Origin of the sequence: Acidovorax sp. Root267, from assembly GCF_001429215.1 — a bacterium.
Taxonomy (GTDB): Bacteria; Pseudomonadota; Gammaproteobacteria; order Burkholderiales; family Burkholderiaceae_C; genus Acidovorax; species Acidovorax radicis.
Genome location: NZ_LMJC01000005.1, coordinates 21,719 through 46,702 on the forward strand (window position 1 = coordinate 21,719; position 24,984 = coordinate 46,702).

Annotated in this window: 22 protein-coding genes; 4 read left to right on the top strand and 18 right to left on the bottom strand. The window is 64.0% G+C overall.

Features of this window, described 5'->3' with window-relative positions; all coding sequences use genetic code 11:
- Positions 1 to 29: 29 nt before the first annotated feature.
- The 17 genes from ASE39_RS07005 to ASE39_RS07085 form a co-directional block, all read right to left on the bottom strand.
- Positions 30 to 1,721, bottom strand: a complete 1,692-nt coding sequence (locus ASE39_RS07005) for an isovaleryl-CoA dehydrogenase (protein WP_057270659.1) — start codon at positions 1,719 to 1,721, stop codon at positions 30 to 32.
- Positions 1,718 to 2,164: a GNAT family N-acetyltransferase gene (locus ASE39_RS07010; RefSeq protein WP_010465597.1), complete on the bottom strand. Its 447-nt coding sequence runs from the start codon at positions 2,162 to 2,164 to the stop codon at positions 1,718 to 1,720. The genes ASE39_RS07005 and ASE39_RS07010 overlap by 4 nt, the downstream gene beginning before the upstream one ends.
- A 268-nt stretch (positions 2,165 to 2,432) precedes the next feature.
- The gene (locus tag ASE39_RS07015; RefSeq protein WP_057270660.1) at positions 2,433 to 3,449 is read right to left on the bottom strand and encodes an NADP-dependent oxidoreductase; all 1,017 of its coding nucleotides are present in this window, start codon (positions 3,447 to 3,449) and stop codon (positions 2,433 to 2,435) included.
- Positions 3,450 to 3,544: 95 nt separating this feature from the next.
- Entirely contained in the window at positions 3,545 to 3,976 is a 432-nt protein-coding gene (locus ASE39_RS07020) for a PaaI family thioesterase (protein WP_057270661.1), read from the bottom strand.
- Positions 3,977 to 4,129: 153 nt separating this feature from the next.
- A complete protein-coding gene (locus tag ASE39_RS07025; protein WP_057270662.1) occupies positions 4,130 to 4,921 on the bottom strand; it encodes an SDR family oxidoreductase in 792 nt (263 codons plus the stop codon).
- Between the two features lie 114 nt (positions 4,922 to 5,035).
- Complete coding sequence (locus tag ASE39_RS07030) at positions 5,036 to 5,245, bottom strand: hypothetical protein (RefSeq protein ID WP_010465603.1); 210 nt, start codon at positions 5,243 to 5,245, stop codon at positions 5,036 to 5,038.
- On the bottom strand, positions 5,245 to 7,110 hold the full coding sequence (locus ASE39_RS07035) for an acyl-CoA dehydrogenase (RefSeq protein ID WP_057270663.1): 1,866 nt from the start codon (positions 7,108 to 7,110) through the stop codon (positions 5,245 to 5,247). Before ASE39_RS07035 ends, ASE39_RS07030 begins: the two co-directional genes overlap by 1 nt.
- Positions 7,111 to 7,165: 55 nt before the next feature.
- On the bottom strand, positions 7,166 to 7,648 hold the full coding sequence (locus tag ASE39_RS07040) for a hypothetical protein (RefSeq protein WP_010465606.1): 483 nt from the start codon (positions 7,646 to 7,648) through the stop codon (positions 7,166 to 7,168).
- A 184-nt stretch (positions 7,649 to 7,832) separates the two neighbouring features.
- A complete protein-coding gene (locus ASE39_RS07045) occupies positions 7,833 to 8,300 on the bottom strand; it encodes a PaaI family thioesterase (protein ID WP_010465608.1) in 468 nt (155 codons plus the stop codon).
- Between the two features lie 27 nt (positions 8,301 to 8,327).
- Complete coding sequence (locus ASE39_RS07050; RefSeq protein WP_057270664.1) at positions 8,328 to 9,503, bottom strand: acetyl-CoA C-acyltransferase; 1,176 nt, start codon at positions 9,501 to 9,503, stop codon at positions 8,328 to 8,330.
- A 77-nt stretch (positions 9,504 to 9,580) separates the two neighbouring features.
- Positions 9,581 to 11,680, bottom strand: coding sequence for a 3-hydroxyacyl-CoA dehydrogenase NAD-binding domain-containing protein (locus ASE39_RS07055; RefSeq protein ID WP_057224779.1), 2,100 nt, complete (start codon positions 11,678 to 11,680; stop codon positions 9,581 to 9,583).
- A 440-nt stretch (positions 11,681 to 12,120) separates the two neighbouring features.
- Positions 12,121 to 12,816, bottom strand: coding sequence for an ABC transporter ATP-binding protein (locus tag ASE39_RS07060; protein WP_010465614.1), 696 nt, complete (start codon positions 12,814 to 12,816; stop codon positions 12,121 to 12,123).
- 1 nt (position 12,817) lies between these two features.
- A complete protein-coding gene (locus ASE39_RS07065) occupies positions 12,818 to 13,609 on the bottom strand; it encodes an ABC transporter ATP-binding protein (protein WP_057224782.1) in 792 nt (263 codons plus the stop codon).
- Between the two features lie 2 nt (positions 13,610 to 13,611).
- Positions 13,612 to 14,940: a branched-chain amino acid ABC transporter permease gene (locus ASE39_RS07070; RefSeq protein ID WP_057224784.1), complete on the bottom strand. Its 1,329-nt coding sequence runs from the start codon at positions 14,938 to 14,940 to the stop codon at positions 13,612 to 13,614.
- A 4-nt stretch (positions 14,941 to 14,944) separates the two neighbouring features.
- Positions 14,945 to 15,898, bottom strand: a complete 954-nt coding sequence (locus tag ASE39_RS07075) for a branched-chain amino acid ABC transporter permease (protein ID WP_010465619.1) — start codon at positions 15,896 to 15,898, stop codon at positions 14,945 to 14,947.
- 74 nt (positions 15,899 to 15,972) lie between these two features.
- A complete protein-coding gene (locus ASE39_RS07080; RefSeq protein WP_010465621.1) occupies positions 15,973 to 17,205 on the bottom strand; it encodes a branched-chain amino acid ABC transporter substrate-binding protein in 1,233 nt (410 codons plus the stop codon).
- Between the two features lie 268 nt (positions 17,206 to 17,473).
- Positions 17,474 to 19,117 (bottom strand): 3-(methylthio)propionyl-CoA ligase, encoded by a 1,644-nt coding sequence (locus ASE39_RS07085; protein ID WP_057270665.1) that lies wholly within the window; start codon positions 19,115 to 19,117, stop codon positions 17,474 to 17,476.
- Between the two features lie 222 nt (positions 19,118 to 19,339).
- Here ASE39_RS07085 and ASE39_RS07090 point away from each other — a divergent pair, with 222 nt between their 5' ends.
- Complete coding sequence (locus ASE39_RS07090; RefSeq protein ID WP_010465625.1) at positions 19,340 to 20,026, top strand: Crp/Fnr family transcriptional regulator; 687 nt, start codon at positions 19,340 to 19,342, stop codon at positions 20,024 to 20,026.
- Positions 20,027 to 20,066: 40 nt separating this feature from the next.
- On the opposite strand, the gene ASE39_RS07095 is transcribed toward ASE39_RS07090, so the two are convergent.
- The gene (locus ASE39_RS07095; protein WP_057270666.1) at positions 20,067 to 21,773 is read right to left on the bottom strand and encodes a carboxylesterase family protein; all 1,707 of its coding nucleotides are present in this window, start codon (positions 21,771 to 21,773) and stop codon (positions 20,067 to 20,069) included.
- Between the two features lie 183 nt (positions 21,774 to 21,956).
- Here ASE39_RS07095 and ASE39_RS07100 point away from each other — a divergent pair, with 183 nt between their 5' ends.
- The 3 genes from ASE39_RS07100 to msrB all read left to right on the top strand — a co-directional run bounded on the left by ASE39_RS07100 (position 21,957) and on the right by msrB (position 24,963).
- Positions 21,957 to 23,006, top strand: a complete 1,050-nt coding sequence (locus tag ASE39_RS07100) for an AraC family transcriptional regulator (RefSeq protein WP_057270667.1) — start codon at positions 21,957 to 21,959, stop codon at positions 23,004 to 23,006.
- A 62-nt stretch (positions 23,007 to 23,068) separates the two neighbouring features.
- Positions 23,069 to 24,553 (top strand): protein adenylyltransferase SelO, encoded by a 1,485-nt coding sequence (locus ASE39_RS07105; protein ID WP_057270668.1) that lies wholly within the window; start codon positions 23,069 to 23,071, stop codon positions 24,551 to 24,553.
- Entirely contained in the window at positions 24,550 to 24,963 is a 414-nt protein-coding gene (gene msrB, locus ASE39_RS07110; RefSeq protein ID WP_010465633.1) for a peptide-methionine (R)-S-oxide reductase MsrB, read from the top strand. The genes ASE39_RS07105 and msrB overlap by 4 nt, the downstream gene beginning before the upstream one ends.
- Positions 24,964 to 24,984: the final 21 nt, after the last annotated feature.

Consider the following 24,984-nt stretch of genomic DNA (forward strand, 5'->3'; position numbering starts at 1 on the left):
GATTTCTCCGCAAAATTCTGTGGGGTGAATCAGATCGGAAGCGCGCGGGCCAAGATGGCGTCAAGGTTCACGCCCGCGCCCAGCGTGCCGAAGCTGTAGCCCCAGTCGCCGCCCAGGCGCGAATCGCAGAAGGCACTGAACACGGCGCCGGGTGCACTGCGGTACAGCAGCGCGGCCTGCACGGCCAGGGCCACGTCCTGCGCCAGGCGGCGGGCCTCGGCCTCGGTGGTCATCGCGTCCACGCGCAGGGGCAGCGCGCTGGCCAGGCGGTCGAGCTCCGGGTGGGCGCCACGCGCGGGGGCCAGTTCGTCGGCCAGGGCCGCGGCGGTGTCGGCGCGGCGCACGGCGCGCAGCAGGTCCAGCGCCATGATGTTGCCGGCGCCTTCCCAGATGGAGTTGAGCGGCATCTCGCGGTAGATGCGGGCCATGGTGCCTTCGCCGCCCTCTTCCACATAGCCGTTGCCGCCCAGGCATTCCATGGCTTCTTGCGCAAACACGCTGCCGCGCTTGCACACCCAGAACTTGGCCACGGGCGTCAGCAAACGGGCCATCACGGCCTCGTGCTCGCTCTTATCCTTGTGATCGAAAGCGCTCGCAAGCCTTATGGAAAGAGCGGTAGCCGCTTCACTTTCCAGAGCAAGATCGGCCAGCACGTTGCGCATGAGGGGCTGCTCGATGAGCTTCTTGCCAAAGGCCGAGCGCTGTCGCGTGTGGTGCAGCGCGATGGTCAGCGCCTGGCGCATGAGGCCGCTGGTGCCCAGGGCGCAGTCCAGCCGCGTCATGGTGCCCATCTCCAGGATCTGCGCCACGCCGCGGCCCTCTTCGCCCACACGCCAGGCGGTCGCGTCGATGAACTCGACCTCGGAGCTCGCGTTGGCATGGTTGCCAAGCTTGTCCTTCAGGCGCTGGATGCGAATCGTGTTGAGCGTGCCGTTGTGGTCGTCCGGCAGCACGCGTGGCAGGAAGAAGCAGGTCAGCCCGCCGGGCGCCTGCGCCAGCACCAGGAAGGCATCGCACATGGGGGCCGAGAAGAACCACTTGTGGCCCGTCAGCCGGTAGCGCGGGCCCCAGGCATCCTCGCCATCGGGCACGGCCTGGGTGGTGTTGGCGCGCACGTCCGACCCGCCCTGCTTCTCGGTCATGCCCATGCCCATGGTGAGCGCGGATTTTTGCGAGAACAAGGCCAGGCGCGGGTCGTACCGGGTGCTGGCCAGGCCCGCGCTCCAGTCGGCCCACACCGCGGCGTTGCCGCGCAATGCCGGCGTGACGGCGTAGCTCATCGACACGGGACACAGCACCGAGGGCTCGGCCTCGGTGAACAGCATGAAGCCGGCGGCGCGCTCGGTGTGTGCGTACGCCGCAGCACCGCCGGTGCGCGACCAGGGCGTGGCGTGCAGGCCGTGGCGCAGCGCCGCGCCGATCAGCGCGTGGTAGCTGGGGTGAAACTCGACCACATCGGTGCGGTGGCCAAAGCGGTCGTGCGTGTGCAGCTGCGGCTTGTGGGTGTTGGCCAGGCGCGCGTGGGTCAACATCTCCGCCGACCCCATCTCTGCCCCCAGCGCCGTGAGGCCCGCCAACGGCAGGTCGGGAGCGTGCATGCGCAGCGCGTCCTGCAGGGACTGGTTGGTGGTGAACAGGTTCACATCGGCCCAGGGCGTGCTCTGATTGAACACGTCGTGGGTGCGTGCCAGGCTGGCAGTTGGGGCGGTCGCAGTGGTCATGGGGGACTCCACAACATCTCGATATGGGGAATGTCGTCTTCCAGGTATTCGTCGGACACGGCCACAAAGCCCAGGCTGCCGTAAAACCGCTGCAGGTGAGCCTGCGCGCTGATGCGGATGCTTCGGCCGGGCCACGCCTGGCTGCAGCGGGTTATGCCCTCCACCATCAGCGCACGGCCCGTGCCGTTGCCACGTGCCTCCTTGGCGGTGACCACACGCCCGATGGAAGGCTCGGGGTAGTTCACGCCCGGGTCCACCACGCGCAGGCTGGCCTGGAGCGCACCGACCTCGTCATAGCCCAGCAGGTGGTGCGACTTTTTGTCGGCGCCATCGGGGTCCTGGTAGGGCCCCTGCTCCAGGATGAAGACCTTGCAGCGCAGAGCGAGCGTGTCGTGCAGCGCGTGCACGCCCAAGTCGTCGAAGCGGGCCCAGATCCAGCGCACTAGAACCTGCTCCCGGCTTTTTCATGGGGTGCGTTGCCCCACAAAGGCAGTGGATGCAAGGCGCCCACCGCAAGCCGCACTGATGTGCGGCGAGGATGGGCAACGCCGCAGGCGCTGCCTTTGCGGGGCAACCCGAAGGGCATGGCAGCAAACAGCCACGCTCGTCGTTGCCCACCTTGCCCAGGCCGCCAGCATGGGCTGCGGCGGACGCCTAGATCGTGACTGTTTGCTGCCATGCGCACCCCATGAAAAAGCCGGGAGCAGGTTCTTAGATCAGCTTCACCAGTTGCTTGCCGAAGTTCTTGCCCTTGAGCAAACCGAGGAAGGCCTCGGGCGCGGCGGCAATGCCCTGGGCAACCGTCTCGCGTGGGCGCAGCTTGCCGGTGCCCACCAGCGTGCCCAGCTCCTTGAGCGCCTCGGGCCAGACTTCCATGTGCTCGCTGACGATGAAGCCTTCGACCTTCATGCGGTTGATGAGCATGAGCGCGGGGTTGGCCATGGGCAGCGGCGCGCCATCGTAGCCGGCGATCATGCCGCACAGGGCAATGCGGCTGAAGGCGTTCATGCGCAGCATCACGGCGTCCATGATCCAGCCGCCCACGTTCTCGAAGTAGCCGTCGATGCCGTTGGGGCAGGCTTCCTTCAAGGCCTTGGACATGGCCTTCACATCGCTGTGTTCCTTGTAGTCGATGCAGGCGTCAAAGCCCAGTTCTTCCACCGCATACTTGCACTTGTCGGCACCACCGGCAATGCCCACGGCGCGGCAGCCACGCGCCTTGGCCAGCGCGGCAAAGGCGCTGCCCACGGCGCCGGTGGCGGCGCTCACCACCACGGTGTCACCCTCCTTGGGGGCGATGATCTTGACCAGGCCGTACCAGGCCGTCACGCCGGGCATGCCCACGGCGCCCAGGTAGTGCGACAGCGGCACGTGCGTGGTGTCCACCTTGCGCAGCGCGCCCACGGCATTGCCGTCCACCACGCTGTATTCCTGCCAGCCACCCATGCCCACCACCTTGTCGCCCACGGCGTACTTGGGGTGCTTGCTCTCGGCCACCTCGCCCACGGTGCCACCGATCATGACCTCGCCCAGGCCTTGAGAGGCGGCGTAGCTCTTGCTCTCGTTCATGCGGCCGCGCATGTACGGGTCCAGGCTCAGGAAGTGGTGGCGCACCAGCACCTGGCCGTCCTGCAGCGCAGGCGTGTCTGCGGCCACCAGCTTGAAGTTGCTGGCCACGGCTTCGCCCTGGGGACGGTTGTCGAGAACGATTTGTTGGTTGCGGGGCATGAGAGGCTCCTTCAGAATGTCTATCACTATGAATTCAATAGCTACTAGCGCTTATGGATAAAGCGCCAGAGGCCAATTTGATCTAAAAATTTTGCTCAATCGGTGGAAATCACCTTGAGCCCGTTGGCGCTGCGGCTGTCCAACGGCAGGCGCCGCACGTACTTGAACGTGCCGGTGGCATGGCAACACACCTTGCCTTGCGCGTCGACCACCGTGCCTTCGGTAAAAGCCATGGTGGCCGTGCGATGAATGAGCCGCCCCTTGGCCACCAGCGGCCCGCGCGCGGGCTGCATGAAGCTGGTATTCATCTCGATGGTGACCACGCCCATGTCGGGCGTGTCGCTGCGCGCAGCCGTGGCCATGGTCACGTCCAGCAGCGTCATCGACGCGCCGCCGTGGGTCACATCAAAGGAGTTCAGGTGCTCGGGCTTCGCCTCGTAATGCAGCTCGGACTCGCCGCCCTCCATCCGGTGCAGCGTGAAGCCAAGGTGGCTGACAAAGGGGATTTCGACACCAAAACTTTTCACGGCATTTCCTCACTACACAAACCTCAAATACTGGCGCGGCCCAGGCCAGGGCAGCCTAGCAAGGGCCGCCCCGCAGCGAGGGCTGCGTCCCCCTTCCCGGCGAAGCCGAGAGAAGGGGGAAGCCGCGAAGCGGCTCAGGGGGAAGTACCCTGCCTAACCTCCCGTAACGATGCTCACGCCGCCATCCACCGCCAGCCACTGGCCGGTGATGTGCTTGCCCGCATCGGACGCATACAGCGCGCACAGGCCCTTCAGGTCCTCGTCGTCGCCCAGGCGGCCCAGGGGCGCGTGGGCCGCCAGTGCTTCCTCACCCATGGCCTTCAGGGTGCCCACTGTCATCCGGCTCGGGAAGAAACCGGGGCAGATGGCGTTGACACGAATGTTGTACTGGCCCCATTCTGCCGCCAGCGCACGGGTGAAATTGATCACCGCGCCCTTGGAAGTGTTATAGGCAATGGTGTTCATGCCCTTGGGGTTGCCACCGAGGCCGGCAATGGACGCCACGTTGATGATGCTGCCGCTGCGGCGCGCGATCATGCTGTGCTTGGCGATGTGCTGAGACAGGATGAAGTAGCCACGCACGTTGAGGTTCATCACCTTGTCCCACGCGTCCACGGGGTGGTCTTCGGCGGGGGCCCCCCAGGCAGCGCCGGCATTGTTCACCAGGATGTCCACGTGGCCCAGTCGCTCCAGCGTTTCATCGGCCAGGCGGCGGATGTCCTCTTCCTTCGCGCAATCGGCGGCGATCCAGCGGGCATCGATGCCCGCGGCCTGCAGCTCGGCCGTGGCCTCTTCCAGGTCGGACGCCTTGCGTGAGCTGAGCAGGATCTTGGCGCCCGCCTCGCCCAGCGAATGGGCCAGTTGCAGCCCCAGGCCACGCGAGCCGCCGGTGACCAGCGCGGTTTTGCCAGTGAGGTCGAACAGTTGTTGGATGGTACGGGTCATGCTGAAAGTCTCCTTCGGTGTTGGATGGATCTATTGATGGGTGTTGGCCCCACGCGCCGATGATTGTGCGGCGCAATGCGGGCACTTTGTGTCGCGGTGGTGTCGGGCGTCCAGCTACGGGCCGGGGTCGGCGTGCAACCGGGCCCGCACCGCAATCAGCGCCACACCCGCTGCAGCCAACGCCCCACCGACCACGATGAAGCTCCAGCCCAGGGCGTCGTTGGTGCGTGCCGTGGCGATGCCCAGGATCAGCGTGAGCAAGCCGCCGTAGATCAACACCCAGATGAGCTTGTGCAGGCGTTGCAGGGTTTGCTGCGCCGCCATCAAAACGCCTCTTCAGGGAAGGCCGCGCAGGTGGCATCGCGTGTGCTGACCACCTGCAGCCAGGCGCCGATTTTCGGCAGTTCGTAGTGAAAGAAAAACCGCATGCCGCCCATGCGCCCCACGCTCGCGGGCTGGGCCAGATTGGCATCCTGGGCCAGCGTGGCCAGGGCCACGTCCAGCCACACCCAGGCCAGCACCATGTGGCCAAAGGCCTGCATGTAGGGCACCGCATTGGCCAGCGCGTCAGCCGGTTGGCCTGTGGCCCAGGCCGCCTTGGTGGCGGCCCCCACCTGCTGCAGCGCGGCACCCAGTGCATTGGCATGCGCGGCCAGCGTGGGCACCTGGATCGCGCGCTCGATGGTGGCGTTGATGCGGCCGGCCAGCAGCTGCAGGCCGCGCCCGCCTTCCATGAGCACCTTGCGGCCCAGCAAGTCCATGGCCTGGATGCCATGCGTGCCTTCGTGGATCATGTTCAGGCGGTTGTCGCGCCAGTACTGCTCCACCGGAAAATCGCGCGTGTACCCGTATCCGCCATGGATCTGGATGGCCAGGCTGTTGGCCTCCAGGCACCACTCGCTGGGCCAGCTCTTGGCGATGGGGGTGAGCACTTCGAGCAACAGGCGCGCTTCATCGGCGGCTGCAGCGTCGCCCGTGTGCTGCTCGTCCACCAGCTTGGCGCAAAACAGGTTGAGCGCCAGTGCGCCTTCGCCATACGACTTCTGGGCCAGCAGCATGCGCTTGACGTCGGCGTGTTCAATGATGCGCACCTGGGGCTGGGCGGCGTCCTTGACCACGGCAGCCGCACCCGCGCCTGCAGCGTCCTTGGGGCCCTGCACCGGGCGCCCTTGCGGCCGGTTCTTGGCATAGTCCAGGCTGGCGTAGTAGCCCGCCAGCCCCAGCATGGTGGCCGCCATGCCGATGCCGATGCGCGCCTCGTTCATCATGTGGAACATGCAGTGCAGGCCCTTGCCGGGCTGCCCCACCAGGTAACCCACGGCCCCTGCACGCCCATCCACCGGGAACTTGCCTTCACCAAAGTTGAGCAGCGTGTTGGTGGTGCCACGCCAGCCCAGCTTGTGGTTCAGGCCCGCCAGCGCCACGTCGTTGCGCACGTCGGTGAGCTTGCCATCGGTGTCCACGAGCTTCTTGGGCACGATGAACAGCGAGATGCCCTTGGTGCCAGGCACCAGCTTGCCGTCCGGCCCCGGGATCTTGGCCAGCACCAGGTGCACGATGTTTTCGGTGAGCTCGTGGTCGCCCGAGCTGATCCACATCTTGTTGCCCGTCAGGCGATACCGCGCGCCCAGCGGGTCGGCCTCAAAGCCGTCGCCATCGGGCACGGCGCGCGTGGCCACATCCGACAGCGAGGAACCCGCCTGAGGCTCGGACAGGCACATGGTGCCCGACCAGCGGCCGTTGAATTCATTGAGTGCGAACACCTGCTTTTGCGACTCGGTGCCATGCACCATGAGCAGGTTGGCATTGCCCGAGGTGAGCAGATTCGAGCCGATGCTGATGGACGCCACTGCAAAGAAGCTGTTGGCGGCCGCCTCCACGGTGTAGGGCAGCTGCATGCCACCGACCTCATAGTCCTGCGCTGCGGACAGAAGGCCGGATTCGGCGTAGGCCTTGCGCGCCTCGTAGGTCGCCTGGGGCAGGATGACCTTTTCACCGTCGAAATGCGGCTCCTCGATGTCCACCGTTCGGTTGAAGGGAGCGTACTTCTCACGGGCGATGCGCTCACAGGTGTCGAGCACCGCATCGAAAGTTTCGCGCGAGTGGTCTGTAAAACGCGCACGGGCCGTGAGGGACTGGGCCTCGAGCCATTCATACAGCAGAAAGTCGAGCGTGGAACGCAGGGTCATCAGAAGGTCTCCTTGTGGCTGCGTGCATGCCCGATGTGCCCTCACCCGATGGGGTTCAGCGTGCAGGCAGCACGATGTTCTTGAAACACCAGAACTCCATGTCCGAATCGGGCTTGGGCTGGCAATTGGCTTCTCCGAGCTGCAGGCGCGTGGCGCGTGCAGGCAGTGGCGGGAATGTGATCTTGACGAGCTTGGTGCGGCCGGGCTTGACCACGTCCATCTTCACGTTGCAGAACGTCAGGCCTCCAATCGACTGTTGCTGCAGCACGGCGCCGCTGCCCAGGTCCTTGAGCGTGAACGCATCGGCCGATCCGGTGGGCTGTGCACAGGCCTCAATCGCCTCGTCGGAGGTGTTCTTGACCAGCAGCGTTACCCGTGTCTGTTTGGCGTCCACCACGATGTCCTGCAGGACCACATCCGGGTCAGATTCCAGCGGCAGCTGAAGCTTGTAGGTCTGGCTCTGGGCGTGGGCACCACATGCGACGGCAAAGGCCGAGAGGGCGAAAAACTGGCGAAAGGAGGGAAGCAGACAACGCATGGAAGGTACCGGGTTCGGGATGGAGAAAAAGAGACAGCTTCAAGACCACCGGCAAACCGGTGGTCGCGGCGGATTCTGCCCGTGCCAACCGCACCAGCGGGTGCTTCACGCCCCGACAAAGCAACAATTTGTAGCGTGCCCCCGCATCCCCTCCTCGCATCCGTTGGCGTATCCATCCATCACATCAGGCTGCCGCATCGGCAGCATCGCTCTCCGTCTGAGCAGCACCCAGCGCGGCAATCGTGCCCTGCGCCACGGCGCAAAGCTTCTCTTGTCCGTCCTGGATCACCAGCACCTCACACCGGCATACCGCCTGGCGCTTGCCATGGTGCACCGCCTCAGCGCGGGCCAGCAGGCGCTCGCCCACGGCGGGCCGCAGGTAGTTGATCTTGAACTCGGAGGTGACTACCGGCACCTGCATCGCCGTGCCCCCGGCGTAGGTCAGCGCGTTGTCTGCCAGGTAGCTCACCACTCCGCCATGGGCAAAACCGTGCTGCTGGCGCAGCTGCGGTGTGATGGCTAGCGACAGCTCGCACCTCCCCGGCGCCAGCGCCACAAGTTCCGCGCCCAACAACACACTGAAGGGCTGGTTGGCAAGCACCTGCCGCCCCAGCGCCAGAAAAGCCTCGGGCGAGGCCGTCCTGGAATGCATGTCAGTGGGACGGTCTGCGGCCACGGGTTACAGCACTTCGAAGATGCCTGCAGCGCCCATGCCACCGCCAATACACATGGTCACGCACACGCGCTTCGCGCCACGGCGCTTGCCTTCGATAAGAGCGTGGCCCGTGAGGCGCTGGCCCGACACACCATAGGGGTGACCCACGGCGATGGCGCCACCATTGACGTTCAGGCGATCAGCGGGAATGCCCAGCTTGTCACGGCAATACAGCACCTGCACGGCGAACGCTTCGTTCAACTCCCACAGGTCGATGTCGTCGACCGTGAGGCCCAGCTTCTTGAGCACCTTGGGAACGGCAAACACGGGGCCGATGCCCATTTCATCCGGCTCGCACCCTGCCACAGCGAAACCCAGGAAGCGGCCCAGCGGCTTGAGGCCCTTCTTGCTGGCGTACTCTTCGCTGGTCACCACGCAGGCGCCCGCGCCGTCGGAGAACTGGCTGGCGTTGCCCGCCGAGATCAAACCGCCAGGCAATGCCGAGCGCAAACCGCTGATGGCTTCCACCGTCGTACCTTCACGCGTGCCTTCGTCACGGCTTACGGTCACTTGCTTGGTGATCAGGCCCAGCGTCTTGTCGGCCACACCGGCTGTGACGGTGATGGGGGCGATTTCGGCATCGAACAGACCGGCCGCTTGCGCAGCGCAGGCCTTCTGCTGGCTGGCTGCACCGTATTCGTCCATGGCTTCGCGACCGATGTTGTAGCGCTTGGCCACTTGCTCGGCGGTCTGCAGCATGCTCCAGTAGATCTCGGGCTTTTGCTTGGCCAGCGCCAGGTCCTGGATCATGTGCAGGTTCATCTCCTGCTGGACGCAGGAGATGCTTTCCACACCACCGGCCACATACACGTCGGCTTCGCCGGCGATGATGCGCTGCGCGGCCAATGCAATGGTCTGCAGGCCCGATGAGCAGAAACGGTTGACGGTGACACCGGAGGCTGTGATGGGCAGGCCAGCTTTCAGCGCGATCTGGCGGGCGATGTTGCTGCCGGTGGCGCCTTCGGGCGTGGCGCAGCCCATGATGACGTCGTCCACGTCAGCGCCATCAATGCCTGCGCGCAGCACAGCCTGCTGCACGGCATGGCCGCCCAGCGTGGCGCCATGCGTCATGTTGAAAGAACCCTTCCAGCTCTTGGCGAGCGGGGTGCGGGCGGTGGAAACAATCACTGCGGAGGTCATGGGGGAATCCTTTCAGGGGGTGGAACGCACCCGTGGCGGCCTGGGGCCTGCGCACGCGGTGCAGCTTCGCATCAATGTCAGTTGAACGCCTTGCCTTCGGCTGCGAGTTTGGCCAGCAGAGGAGCGGGCTTCCAGAACGTCGCATCGTCGTTGGGGTTCTTGGCAAAACGGTCCATGGCCTGCACCACGTTGAAAAGACCCACTTCGCTGGCGTAGTGCATGGGGCCGCCACGGTGGATGGGGAAGCCATAACCCGTGAGGTACACCATGTCGATGTCGCCGGACTTGCTGGCGATGCCGTCTTCCAGGATGTGCGCGCCTTCGTTGACCAGGGCGAACACCAGGCGCTGCACGATTTCTTCGTCTGAAATCTTGCGGGGCGTGATGCCCAGTTCCTTGCGGTGGTCTTCGATCATCTTGTTGACCAGGTCGCTAGGGATCGCATCGCGCTTGCCGGCCTGGTAGTCGTACCAGCCTGCGCCGGTCTTCTGGCCAAAGCGGCCCAGCTCACACAGCTTGTCGGCCGTGCGGCTGTATTTCATGTCGGCGCGTTCGACGGAACGGCGCTTGCGGATCGCCCAGCCAATATCGTTGCCGGCCAGGTCGCCCATGCGGAACGGGCCCATGGCAAAACCGAATTTTTCTACGGCCTTGTCCACCTGCTGGGGCGTGCAGCCCTCGTCCAGCAGAAATCCTGCCTGGCGGCTGTACTGCTCGATCATGCGGTTGCCGATGAAGCCGTCGCACACGCCGGAGACCACCGAGGTCTTCTTGATCTTCTTGCCAATCGCCATCACCGTGGCGAGCACGTCCTTGGCGGTTTCTTTGCCGCGCACCACTTCGAGCAACTTCATCACGTTGGCAGGGCTGAAGAAGTGCATGCCCACCACGTCCTGCGGACGCTTGGTAAACGCTGCGATCTTGTCCACGTCGAGCGTGGAAGTGTTGGACGCCAGGATGGCGCCGGGCTTGGCCACGGCATCCAGCTGCTTGAACACGGCTTCCTTGACGCCCATCTCCTCGAACACGGCCTCGATGATGAGATCGCAGTCCTTGAAGTCGTCGTAGCTCAGCGTGGTGGACAGCAGGGCCATGCGCTGCTCGTACTTGTCCTGCTTGAGCTTGCCCTTCTTGACCTGGGCTTCGTAGTTCTTCTTGATCGTGGCGATGCCGCGATCCAGGGCTTCCTGCTTCATTTCCAGGATCTTGACGGGGATGCCGGCGTTCAGGAAGTTCATGGAAATTCCGCCGCCCATGGTGCCTGCGCCAATCACGCCCACCAGCTTGATGTCGCGCTTGGGGGTGTCGGAGGCCACATCAGGGATCTTGCTTGCGGCACGCTCGGCCATGAACAGATGGCGCAAGGCACGCGATTCTGGCGTCCACATCAGGTTGATGAAAATCTCGCGCTCGACCAGCATGCCTTCGGCAAACTTCTTCTTGGTGGCAGCTTCGACCGCGTCCACGCACTTGGCGGGCGCCGGGAAGTTCTTGGCCATGCCCTTGACCATGTTGCGCGCGAACTGGAAGTAGGCATCGCCTTCGGGGTGCTTGCAAGGGAAGTTGCGGACCAGCGGCAACGGACGGGCATCGGCCACGCTTTGGGCAAAGGCCAGGGCTTCAGCCGCCAGCGACTCAGCCGATGCGGCCAGCTTGTCGAACAACTTCTGGCCGGGGACGCCGGCAATCATTTCGCTCTTGACGGGCTCGCCGCTCACGATGAGGTTGAGCGCAGCCTCCACACCAATCACGCGTGGCAGGCGCTGTGTACCACCCGCGCCAGGAATCAGGCCCAGCTTGACTTCAGGCAGTGCAATCGAGCAGCCAGGCGCCGCAATGCGGTAGTGGCAACCCAGGGCCAGTTCCAGCCCGCCACCCATGGCGACGCTGTGCATGGCGGCCACGACGGGCTTGGCCGAGTTTTCGATGGCGGCAATCACCGACAGCAGGTTGGGTTCTTGCAGGGACTTGTCCGTGCCGAACTCCTTGATGTCCGCACCGCCAGAGAAGGCGCCGCCAGCCCCGGTGATGATGATGGAGGTGACCGCTGGATCGGCATTGGCACGGCTGAGGCCGTCCACGATGCCTTGCCGGGTCGCCAACCCGAGTCCGTTGACAGGAGGGTTGGCCATGGTGATCACGGCAACGGAGCCGTGGACTTTGTATTCAGCGGTCATGCTGGTGTTCCTTGCGTGCTGGGAAAGTGAAAAAGAACGGTCGTGCGTTTTTATTGTAGAGATTTCAAACCCGTTTGGCGTGTCAATTTGTCCCGGGCGGGACAAGGGGGTTTCGGACATCCCCTGAGGAGCACATTCCGGCTGGCAAAAAAAGAGGCGCCACCGAAGACCGGGCACCTCTGTGGATCAAGGCGAGCGGCATGCCTTCCAACGCATCCGCCCTGCCCCGAATCTTTGAAACTGGCGCGCCCCAAGGCCAGGGCAGCTGCGCAAGGGCCGCCCCGCCGCGCTGGCTGCGTCCCCCTTCCCGAATCGCGCAGCGATTTGAGAGAAGGGGCTGAGTGCCGTCCAAACCTGCCTGCGCAGGCTTGGACGGCACAAAGGGCTGCCGCCTCTGGCGGCTGCACCGAGGCGCGCAGCGCCTCAGGGGAATCGCCCTTCTAGACTTCAAGCCACTCTTTACGGATGTAGTTGTCCGCCCGCAGGCTGTCGGGCGTGCCCTGAAAGACGATGGAGCCATGGCCCATCACCAGCGCGCGGTCCGAGATTTTCATGGCGATGGTCAGCTTCTGCTCGATCAGCAGTACCGAGATACCGCGCGCCTTGATGGTCTGCAGGTACTGTCCCACCAGTTCGACGATCTTGGGCGCGAGGCCCTCGGTGGGCTCGTCGATGATGATGAGGTCCGGATCGCCCATCAACGTGCGGCACAGCGTCAGCATCTGCTGCTCACCGCCCGACATCACGCCCGCCTCGGTGTGCTGGCGTTCCTTGAGGCGCGGGAACATCTCGTACATGTCATCGAACGACCAGCGGCTGCCCTTGCCATTGCCCTTCTGGCCAAGCAGCAGGTTCTGGTGCACGGTGAGATTGGGAAACACATCGCGGCTTTCAGGCACATAGCCCAGACCGAGGTGGGCAATCTCATAGGCCTTCTTGCCATTAAGGTCCTGCCCCTTGAAGTTGAGTGTGCCCTCCCAGTCCACCAGGCCCATGATGGCCTTGGCGGTGGTGGAGCGGCCCGAGCCGTTGCGCCCCAGCAGCGCCACAATTTCGCCGGGTTGCACGTCAAAGGTCACGCCATGCAGCACATGGCTCTTGCCGTAGTAAGCGTGGAGGTTTTCGATTTTCAGCATATCAGTGTCCCGCCCCCTGCTCGTCCGCAACCACCGAGCCCAGATAGGCCTCCTGCACACGCTGGTTGGCGCGCACCTTGTCGGGTGTGTCAAAAGCGATCACCTCGCCATAGACCACCACGGCGATCTTGTCGGCCAGACCAAACACCACGCCCATGTCATGCTCCACCGTCAGCAGGGTGCGACCCTCGGTCACCTCCTTGATGAGGTGGATGAAGCGCGTGGTCTCGGTCTTGCTCATGCCGGCCGTGGGCTCGTCGAGCAGGATCACGTTGGCGCCACCGGCGATGGTGATGCCAATCTCCAGCGCACGCTGCTCGGCATACGTGAGGTTCATGGCCAGCGTGTCGCGTTTCTTGTCGAGCTTGATCATCTCCATGAGTTGCTTGGCGCGCTCGTTGGCATCGTGCAGGTTCGACAGGAAGCGCAGGAACGTGTACTTGTAGCCCATGCTCCAGAGCACGCCGCAGCGCAGGTTCTCGAACACCGAGAGCTTGGGAAAGATGTTCGTGATCTGGAAGCTGCGCGACAGCCCCTTGCGGTTGATCTCGTACGGCGCCAGCCCATTGATGCGCTGGCCGTTGAGGATCACATCCCCACTGGTGGGCGCAAACCGCCCGCTGATCAGGTTGAAGAGCGTGGACTTGCCCGCGCCATTGGGGCCGATGATGGCCACACGTTCGCCAGGGGCTACTGCCAGGTTCGCGCCACGGATGATTTCTGTCTTGCCAAAGCTCTTGCGCAGGTCGCGCAGTTCCAGGGCATAGGCATTGGTTGGGTTGTCAGCTGCCATGTTTACAGCGCCTCCCCACGCTTGATTTCATGTTCGATCTCTTCCTGAATCGTGCTCCACTGCCGCACAAACTGGCGGCGGCAGAGTTCAAAGAGCCCGAAGCCCGTGACCATCACGAAAATGGCACCAAACCAGCTCGTGAAGCCTGCGGCGTTGAGCGTGGCCCCCAGGAACGTGAGCTCTGGCCCCAGGGCTGCGTTGAGCTGGAGGTGGTAGGTCATCTCGATCATGCAGGCCGCACCCATCACGCCCACCAGCGCGGTACCGGCCAGCGCCAGGTACGAACTCCAGAGCTGGCGCAGCTTGCCGTACTTGGCCAGCCGGAGGTTCATCATGATCAGGCTGGCAATGCCGCCAGGGGCATACATCACCATGAACAGGAACACGAGGCCCAGGTACAGCAGCCAGGCCTTGGACAGCTCGGACAGCAGCACCGACGCCAGCACCAGCAACACCGCACCAATGATGGGGCCGAAGAAGAACGTGGCTCCACCCAGGAAGGTGAACAGCAGATAGCCACCTGAGCGGATCACACTCAGGCTGTCGGCACCCGTGATGATCTCGAAGTTGATGGTGGCCAGACCCCCGCCGATGCCCGCGAAGAAGCCCGCAATGATGAAGGCGAAGTAGCGCACCCGCTGCGTGTTGTAGCCGATGAACTCCACGCGCTCAGGGTTGTCGCGCACCGCGTTCAAAATGCGGCCCAGTGGCGTGCCGGTGAAGGCAAACATGGCGGCAGTGCAGACGAAGCAATAGGCCGCGATCAGGTAGTACACCTGCATGCCCGAGCCGAAGTTCAGGCCGAAGAAGGCCTTGCCATACACACGGTCGGTGGTGATGCCGCCCTCTCCGCCAAAGAACTCCGGGAACATCAAGGCCATGGAGGCGACCAGTTCGCCGATGCCCAGCGTGATCATGGCGAAGGTGGTGCCCGACTTCTTGGTGGTGACAAAACCAAGCAGGATGGCAAAAAATGCGCCGGCCAAGCCACCCACCAGCGGGATGAGCACCAGAGGAATGTTGACGGTGCCCTTGGTCGCCATGTTCATCGCATGGATGGCAATGAACGAGCCCAGCCCGGTGTACACCGCATGGCCAAAGCTCAGCATGCCCCCTTGGCCCAGCAGCATGTTGTAGGACAGGCAGATGATGATGAGGTAGCCGATCTGCGAGAGCATGGTCAGCGCCAGGCTGCTGCGAAACAGCATGGGTGCGACGACCAGCATGACCGCGAACAGGGTCCAGATGATGAACCGCCCCACGTTCCAGGGCTTGAACCGGTAGTGCGACGTGGCGCTGGAAATGGCAGTGGTTGTTGTTGTGGAATTCATGGCATCAGTCCTCCCGCGTGCCCAGCAAGCCCTTGGGGCGGAAGATCAGGATCAGCACGAGGAACAGGTACGGCAGGATGGGAGCCACCTGGGAAATCGTGAGTTTGAGCAAGGGGTAGCCGAAGGTCTGGTCGGTCACCGCCACGCCCACGGCCTTGAAGACATGGATCAGCGAATAGTCCAGTGCCACGGCAAAGGTCTGGACCAGGCCGATCAGCAGCGATGCCAGGAAGGCCCCTGCCAGCGAGCCCATGCCACCCACCACCACCACCACGAAGATGATGGAGCCCACAGAGGCGGCCATCGCAGGCTCTGTGATGTAGGTGTTACCGCCGATCACACCCGCCAGCCCCGCGAGGGCTGCGCCACCGCCAAACACCAGCATGAACACACGCGGCACGTTATGGCCCAGCGCCTCCACCATCTCTGGGTATTTCAGCGCTGCCTGGATCACGAGACCAATGCGGGTGCGCGTCAGCAGCAACCACACCGACACCAGCATGACCAGCGCCACCAGCATCACAAAGGAGCGCGACTTGGGAAACTGTGTTCCGTACAGAGAGAACAGCGGGCCTTGCAGTTGCTCCGGCAGGCCATAAGGCACCGTAGAGCGGCCCCACACCAGTTGCACCAGCTCAAGGATCAGGTAAGACAGGCCGAAGGTCACCAACAGTTCCGGCACATGCCCGAATTTGTGCACCCGGCGCAAACAGTAGCGCTCAAACGCAGCCCCCAGCACAAATACGACGAGGGGCGCCAGCACCAGCGCTGGCCAGAAGCCCACCACCCCGGAGATGGTGAACGCAAAATAGGCACCCAGCATGTAGAAGCTGGTGTGTGCGAAGTTGAGCACGCCCATCATGCTGAAAATCAGCGTGAGGCCAGAGCTCAGCATGAACAGCAGGAGCCCATAGCTCACTCCATTCAGCAGCGAGATCACGAAAAACTCAGGATTCATTGGAATTTTTCACTGCAGGGGTAAAAAAAAGGCCCGAGTGGTCGGGCCTCGAAGCGATTGCGCAGGGCTTACGCTTACGGGCGCTTCATCTGGCACGAGGTGGGCGTGCTCGCCACATAGGGCTCGTAGTACTTCACTGGCACAAAGGTGTAGCCGGTGTTCTCAGAGTCGATAGGGAACTTGCCACCCGCCTTTTCCCACTTGGAGATGAACAGGCCTTGCTGCAGCTGGTGGTCGGTCTTGCGCATCTCGACTTCACCGTTGAAGCTCTTGAACTTCATGCCTTCAAACACTGCAGCCACCTTGACGGGGTCGGTGGACTTGGCCTTGACGAAACCCTCGGACAACATGGTGAAGGCGTGGTACACGGCACCGGTGTACATGTCGTCGTTGAACTTCTTCTTGTAGTCCACCACGATCTTGTTGATTTCGCCCGGCAAGTTGATGTGCGCATAGGCCACCATGTACACACGGCCCGCAGCCGCAGAGCCCATGGCGGTGGGGCTGCCAGTGACCGAGCCGTAGTAGGTGTAGAAGTTGACGTTGTTCAAGCCCGCATCGTTGGCCGCCTTGATGAGCAGCGCCAGGTCGGAACCCCAGTTGCCGGTGATCACACTGTCGGCACCCGACTGCTTGATCTTGGCGATGTAGGGAGAGAAATCGCGCACCTGGGCCAGAGGGTGCAGGTCGTCGCCGACGAACTGCACGTCAGGGCGCTTGCGCTGCATCATTTCCTTGGCGAACTTCGAGACCTGGTGGCCGTGCGAATAGTTCTGGTTGATCAGGTAGACCTTCTTGACCTCGGGCAGGTCCTTCATGTACGTGGTCAGCGCTTCCATCTTCATGGAGGTGTCGGCGTCCAGACGGAAGTGCCAGTAGCTGCACTTGCTGTTGGTCAGATCCGGGTCCACGGCAGCGTAGTTCAGGAACAGGACTTCCTTGCCGGGGTTTCGCGCGTTGTGCTTTTCCAGCGCATCCATGATGGCCAAGGCAGGGCCGGAGCCGTTGCCCTGCACCACATAGCGTGCTCCCTGGTCCATGGCCGAGCGCAACGCGCTGGTGGTCTCTTGCGGGCTCAGCTTGTTGTCGATGCCGATGATCTCGAATTTGACGCCGGCCGCATTCTTCTTGTTGAACTCTTCGGAGATGAACTGGAAGCTCTTGAGCTGGTTCGTTCCCACTGCCGCCATCAGGCCGGAGAGCGGGTCGAGCCAGGCGATCTTCACAGTCTCACCCTTTTGAGCGAATGCCCCGCCAGCGCTTGCCAGTATTACCGATGCCGCTACAGCCTTAATAGCAAATTTCATGGTCTTGTCTCCTTGTAAATCAACACAACGCAGCGTACCGCGTTGCAACAAAGCGATGCTCAGGGATTGCCCCTACCAGCGTCGCACACGTGACTGGACTCGGTGTCACCCCCTGTGGCGCTGCGCGCCTTCCCCCTCTCTCGCTGCGCGGGAGGGGGATGCACCCGGTGGCCCGGCAAAGCCGGTTCCACGGGTGCACTGGCCTGGTCTGCGCCAGATTCGGCGGCCACGACGATGGCTATGCATTGAGGCCACCACCGTCATGCTTTCAGAGGCCCGGAAGCTTGTAATCCTTCAATTGCTCGCGCAGTTTGGTCTTGAGCATCTTGCCGGTCGCCCCCAGCGGAATCGCATCGACGAACACCACGTCATCGGGGATCTGCCACTTGGCGGTCTTGCCCTCGTAGAAAGCCAGCAGCGCTTCGCGCGTGACCTCGGTGCCGGGCCGCTTGACCACGGCCACGATGGGGCGCTCGTCCCACTTGGGGTGCGGCATGCCCACGCAGGCGGCCATGGCGATCGCAGGATGCGCCATCGCGATGTTCTCGATGTCGATGGAGCTGATCCACTCGCCGCCGGACTTGATCACGTCCTTGCTGCGGTCGGTGATCTGCATGAAACCATCGGCGTCGATGGTGGCCACGTCACCCGTGGGGAACCAGCCGCGGCCCTGCGCGTCCTTGACGAGCGGGTGACCGCCCTCGCCCTTGAAGTAGCTGTCCACGATCCACGGGCCTTTGACCAGCAGGTCGCCGTAGGTCTTGCCATCCCACGGCAGCTCGCCGCCGTCGCCGCCCACGATCTTCATGTCCACGCCGTAGATCGCGCGGCCCTGCTTTTGCAGGACCTTCATCTGCTCGTCCTTCGGCAGCGCCAGGTGCTTGTTCTTCAACGTGCACAGCGTGCCCAGCGGGCTCATCTCGGTCATGCCCCAGGCGTGCAGCACCTCGACGCCGTAGTCTTCCTTGAAGGCATGGATCATGGCGGGTGGGCAGGCCGAACCGCCGATGACGGTGCGCCTGAGTGTCGAGAACTTCAGGCCCGCAGGTTTCATATGGCCCAGCATCATCTGCCACACGGTGGGCACGCCCGCGGCGTAGGTCACCTTCTCGGACTCGATCAGTTCGTAGATCGACTTGCCGTCCATGGCCGGGCCGGGGAACACCAGCTTGCAGCCGGTGAGTGCCGCCGAGTACGGAATGCCCCAGGCGTTGACGTGGAACATGGGCACCACGGGCAGCACCGAGTCGCGCGCCGACAGGCACATCACATCGGGCAGCGCCGCGGCGTAGGCATGCAGCGTGGTGGAGCGGTGGCTGTACAGCGCAGCCTTGGGGTTGCCCGTGGTGCCACTGGTGTAGCACATGCTCGACGCCGAGTTCTCGTCGAATTCGGGCCAGGCGTAGTCGGGCGACTGCGCACCAATCCAGGCTTCGTAGCTGGTGAGGCCAGGGATACCGGAATCCGCAGGCAGCTTGTCGGCGTCGCACAGCGCCACCCACTTCTTCACCGTGGGGCACCTGGCATGCACGGCCTGCACCAGCGGCAGGAAGGTCAGGTCAAAACACAGCACCTGGTCTTCGGCGTGGTTCATGATCCAGGCGATCTGGTCGGGGTGCAGACGCGGATTGACGGTGTGCAGCACTCTGCCCGAGCCGGAGACGCCGAAGTACATCTCCATGTGGCGATAGCCGTTCCAGGCCAGCGTGGCCACGCGGTCGCTGAACTGGAGCTTGAGCTCATCCAGTGCATTGGCCAGCCGGCGCGCCCGCGTACCCAGGTCGCGGTAGGTGTAGCGGTGGATGTCGCCCTCGACCCGGCGCGACACGATTTCAGCGTCGCCATGGTGGCGCTCGGCGAACTCGATCAGCGACGAAATCAAGAGCGGTTGGCTCTGCATCAGACCCAGCATGGGTGCTCCTTGGATGTTGTGGTGAATGGAAAGATCATCGTAGCGCGGCACAGGCTTTCGGGGGTGTCACGCCGGTGGTGAAAACCCGCATCCTGTGGCGTGCGCTCCATCAGTGCGAGGGCAGTGTGCGCCGCAGGCGCGGGCTTGCCAACACCTGTCGTCCCGTTGACAAACGCACAGGGATTACCCTGCATGGCGTGCGGAGCAAGGACAATGCGGCGCATGCTCTGCTTTGCGCCCACCGCCCAGCGATTCATCGAAGCCCAGCCCTGGTTCGCCAGCGTGCCCGCGGCCCTGCAGGAGCGGCTGCGGGGGGAGGTGCTCTCCACCCAGGGCGACAAGGGCGCCGTGATGATGCCCGCCGGCAGCCCCGTGCAGGGCTGGCATGCCGTGCTGTCAGGCCTGGTGATGCTGCAAAGCCCGGCCAGCAAGGGCCGGTCGTCGGCCTTCATCGGCGTGCCCGACGGCGAGTGGTTTGGCGAGGGCTCGGCCATGAAGCCCGAGCCGCGCAAGTACAACGTGGTCGCGCTGCGGCCCACCACCTTGCTGTGCCTGCCGCTGCCGCTGTTTGATGTGCTGCGCGAGACGCACTTGGCGTTCAACCAGTTTCTGGTGCTACATCTCAACATGCGCCTGGGCCAGGCCATGACGATCATCGAGGCCGGGCGCACACAATCCCCCGAGCACCGTGTGGCGCTGTATCTGAGCCGCCTGTTCTGGCGCAGCACACGGCGGTTGAATCTCACGCAGGACGAGCTGGGCCAATTGGTGGGCCTGTCGCGCCAGACGGTGAACAAGGTGTTGCGCGTGCTGGAAGACAGGGGCATCGTTTCGCTGGACTTCGGGCGTGTGGCCATCGTGGACGACGAGGCGTTGAACGCGTACCTCGCCGCCACGGCGGCACGCTGACACTCTGCAGATTGCACAGGCACGTTCACCAACACCCGCCTCACTGCACGCTCAGGCGCACGGCCTTCTGGTCTGCGTCGAATACAAGCCGGCTGGGCCACGGTGTCCAGCTTTGGTTGACCGTTGCGTTGTTCGGGTTGCCCGTGTGCACAAAGGCCCGCACGCTGTCCATCATGGCGCGCGACAGCGCCAGGCGGCCGGGCTGATTGGCCGTGTTGTTGGTGGCCTTGGCAAAGACCGAAGGCCCGAAATTGCCAAACACGAACGGCAGGTCAAACGCATGCGCTGCACCGTACACATCGTTCCAGGGTGCGGGTTGCTGGGCCCAGTTGAACTGGTAGCTCCATACCGTGGATTGCTGGCTGCGCAGGGTATTGAGCAGGCTGTCGCGGCTCGGGTCGATGAACACGCTGCCCAGCAACCGGGTGCGCGCGTTGTAGCCCGTGCTGGGCGCCGTGACCGGCAGGTAGGAGGCATCCAGGATGTCGCCGGCCGTGAGGGTGGTGGGCGCATCGGGGTTGAAGTTCTGCATCATCACAAAGCGCTCGGCATCGGAGATCTTCATGCCCGGCTTTCCGCCCAGCAGTGCCAGGAACGGCGCAAACAGCTTGCCCTCCTCGGCCGTATATCCGGACAGCACGGGTACCTTGTGATAGCGGCCCGCACCGATTTCTGCAATCGGGTCTGCGGGCACCACCACACCGTCGGGGATGGGGCCGGAGCCCGTGAGCCCGTTTTTGAGCACCGTCTGCAGAACCACCCGTGCATCCTTGCCGCGCAGGTAGCTGGCCGCCTGCGCGGCAGGCCAGCCCGCCACCAATGCCTGGGCAGCGGGCAAGGCAGGCGCCAGGCCGTCGGCCAGCGCCAGGTGCGCCAGCAGCATGCCGGACTGGGTGGCATACCGCGATGCCGGGTTGAGCGTGGGAATCGAACCCGGCGGCAAGTTGGTCGCCAGCGAAATGCCGCCGCTCACCGGCAAGAGCTTGTGAAACAGCCCTGCGGCCTGAGGCGCCACCAGCAGCGCCAGCGCATTGATGGCGCCAGCGGACTGCCCCATCAGCGTGACATTGCCCACATTGCCGCCAAAGCTGGCGATATTGTTCTGGATGAAGCGAAGTGCCTGCACGTTGTCGAGCAGCGCGTAGTTGCCGGTGTAGGGCTGCGTGCCGGCGTGCAGTGGTGGCATCTGGAAATAGCCCAGGACATCGAGCCGGTAGTTGGCCGTCACCACCACCGCGTTGGCAGACCGCGCCAAAGCTGCACCGTCGTAGACCGGGTCGGCCGTGTAGCCCGAGATGGCACTGCCGCCATGCAGAAACAGGAGCACCGGAAGGTTGTCCTGTGCTGTGGCAGGGCGCCAGATGTTGAGGGTCAGGCAGTCCTCGCTGCCCACCGGCGTGCCCAGGGTCTCGCCGATGGTGTTGTCAAAACGGTTGTTGGCACCGGGGCCGTAGATGCGCCCCATTTGCAGGCAGGCACTGCCAAAACGCGTGGCGTCGCGCTGGCCAGACCAGGCGGCAGGGGCCACGGGCGGCTGCCAGCGCAGCTCCCCCACAGGCGGTTTGGCGAACGGAATCCCCTTCCACGCGTAGGTGCCGGTCACTGCGCTGTCGTCCACGCCGCGCAAGGTGCCGTACGCGGTCTCGCGCACTTCGGGCGACGAACCCGCGCCACCGCCGCAGCCCGCCATCGCCGCCACGGAAAACACTGCTCCCAACCATTGCAAACGCCAGCGCGAATCGACCATGTCTTGTCTCCTTGGGGGTTTTCAGGAATGGGTCGAACCTCTGTCTGGAGTCACACTACCGCCAGGGCTCAACCTCGAAAGCGATTGTGTGAACTGGGTGGCCTTTGGCTACTATCGCAACCTTGCCAAAACACTGACTTCAGACCACCACCCCGCGTAAACCCTGAATCGAATGGCCACCCCATGACACCCCGCACAAGCTCTGCCGCCTGGGTACGCGGAATCACCGACATGATGGCTGCGGAAGGCTTGCCCGCTGCCGAGTTGTGTGCTGAAGCGGGCATCGATCTGGCGGCGCTCCAGCTGCCGCAAACCCGCGTGGACGTAGACAAGATAAGCCGGCTGTGGGAGCTGGCGGTAGCGCGCTCGGGCAAGGTGGCGCTGGGGCTGTGCCCGAAACTCACCGCCCGCTATGGCAATGTGGACGTGGTGGGCTATGCGCTGGCATCGGGCACCAATCTGCTGACCGGTTTTCAGCACCTCACGCGCCACATGGCGGTGATCTCGGACTGCACCACTTTCACGCTGGAGCGCGATGCACGCGGGTACTGGATCTCCATCGCCCATATCGGCGCCACCCGCCCCATTCCGCGCCAGCGTGTCGAATACGCCCTGCTCACGCTGTTCACGCTGTGCTGCTGGCTCACGCGCCGCGAGCTCCGGCCTCTGGCGGTGGAGCTGGTCACGCCGCAGCCCGCCACCACCAACGAGGCGCCCTACCACGTGGCGTTTGGCATGTTGCCCCGCTTCGGGCAGGCAGCCAACCGGTTTCTGCTGGCCGAGGCCGACCTGCTCGCCGATATCCCCACCCACAACCCCAGCCTGTGGGCCCTGCACGAGCGGCTGGTAGAGACCGAGCTGGACCAACTGGGCCAGTCTCTGATCAGCACCCGTGTGCGCACCGAGGTAGCCCGCATCCTGCATCGGGGCGAACCCCGCCGCGAGGACGTGGCCGCGCGCCTGCACCTGACCGACCGCACGCTGCAGCGGCGCCTGCAGGCCGAATCCGTGAGCTACCAGCAGTTGCTCGACGACACCCGCTGCGAACTGGCACGCCAGTACCTCAGCGACGAGCGCCGCAGCCTGGCCGAGGTGGCGGACCTGCTGGGCTTTGCCGACCAGAGCAATCTGTTTCGGGCTTGCAAGCGCTGGTTTGGCCTGCCACCGGGCCAGTACCGCGCGCAGGTATTGCACCCGGAGGCCGAAGGCCAAGGCTCTACCCAGGCCGCATAGGCCGCGCCACGCTTCAAGGCCCTGCAAGCGCCGGGGCATCCCTGGTGCGAGACAATCGGCCCATGAACCTGCCCGCCGAAAGCGAGACCCCCACCGCCGACATCGGCCTGGCCTGGAACCACGGATTCGCCGCCTTGGGGCCAGATTTTTTCACCGAACTGCGCCCCACCCCGCTGCCCGCCCCCCACTGGGTGGGCACCAGCACCGCCGTCGCGCAGCTGATCGGCCTGGACACAGACTGGCTGCAGCGCGATGAAGCCCTGCAAGCCTTCACGGGCAACACGCTGCTCGCTGGCTCGCGGCCCCTGGCCAGCGTCTACAGCGGCCACCAATTCGGCGTGTGGGCCGGCCAACTGGGCGACGGCCGCGCCATCTTGCTGGGAGAGACGGCAGAGGGCCTGGAAATCCAGCTCAAAGGTGCCGGTCGCACCCCCTACTCCCGCATGGGTGACGGGCGGGCCGTGCTGCGCTCCAGCATCCGCGAATTCCTGTGCAGCGAGGCCATGCATGGCCTGGGCATTCCGACCTCGCGCGCGCTGTGCATCACCGGTTCGCCCGCGCCCGTGCGCCGCGAAGAGGTCGAGACAGCATCCGTGGTGACGCGGGTGGCCCCCAGCTTTGTGCGTTTTGGCCATTTCGAGCACTTTGCGGCCAACGATCTGCAACCGCAGCTCAAGACCCTGGCCGACTACGTCATCGACCGCTACTACCCTGAATGCCGGGACAACCACGACTTCGGCGGCAATCCGTATGCCGCGCTGCTGCAGGCTGTGAGTGAACGCACGGCACGCCTCATGGCCCAGTGGCAGGCCGTGGGTTTTTGCCACGGGGTGATGAACACCGACAACATGAGCATCCTGGGCCTGACCATCGACTACGGCCCTTTCCAGTTTCTGGATGCCTTCGTGCCCGGCCACGTGTGCAACCACAGCGACAACCAGGGTCGCTATGCCTACAACCGCCAGCCCAACGTGGCGTACTGGAACCTGTTCTGCCTGGCGCAGGCCTTGCTGCCACTGATCGGCGACCAGGAACTGGCAAAGGGGGCCCTGGAGTCCTACAAGACCGTGTTCCCGGAAGCGTTCATGGCCCGCATGCGCGCCAAACTCGGTCTTGCGAGCGCCCGCGAAGGCGATGGCGAGCTGATTGACGGCATCTTGATGCTGCTGGCCCAGAACGGGGTGGACTACACGATCTTCTGGCGCCGCTTGTCGCATGCGGTGCAACAGGACGATTCTGAGCCGGTGCGCGACCTGTTCGCCGACCGTACCGCCTTTGGCAACTGGTTGCTATCATATTCAGAGCTATTGGCGCTTGATAATAAAGCGCTAGCGGCCAATTTGATGCTAAAAACCAATCCCAAGTTCGTTTTGCGCAACCACCTGGGCGAGCAGGCCATACGTGCCGCGAAACTTGGCGACTTCAGCGAACTCCAAACCCTGCAGCGGCTGCTGGAGCACCCCTTCGACGAGCACCCCGGGCACGACGCCTACGCAGCCTTCCCGCCCGACTGGGCCTCTTCCATCGAGATCAGCTGTTCATCATGACCTACCCCGTCCAGAAATCCGATGCCGAATGGCAAGCCATCCTGAAGGACAAGGGAGCGGAGCCCGTCGCCCTGCAGGTGACGCGCCATGCCGCCACCGAGCGCCCTTTTACCGGCAAATACGAAGCCCACTGGGCCGATGGCAGCTACCACTGCATCTGCTGTGGTGCGAAATTGTTCGATTCCGTGACCAAGTTCGACGCCGGCTGTGGCTGGCCCAGCTTCGCAGAAGCGATCCCAGGCGCCATCACCGAGATCGTGGACCGCAGCCATGGCATGGTCCGCACAGAGACGGTATGTGCACAATGCGGGGCCCACCTGGGCCACGTCTTTGAAGATGGCCCCACCCCCACCGGCCTGCGCTACTGCATGAACTCGGCCTCGCTGGATTTCGAATCCGGCAAGGACTGAGCCCCGAGACCTGCCCTTGAC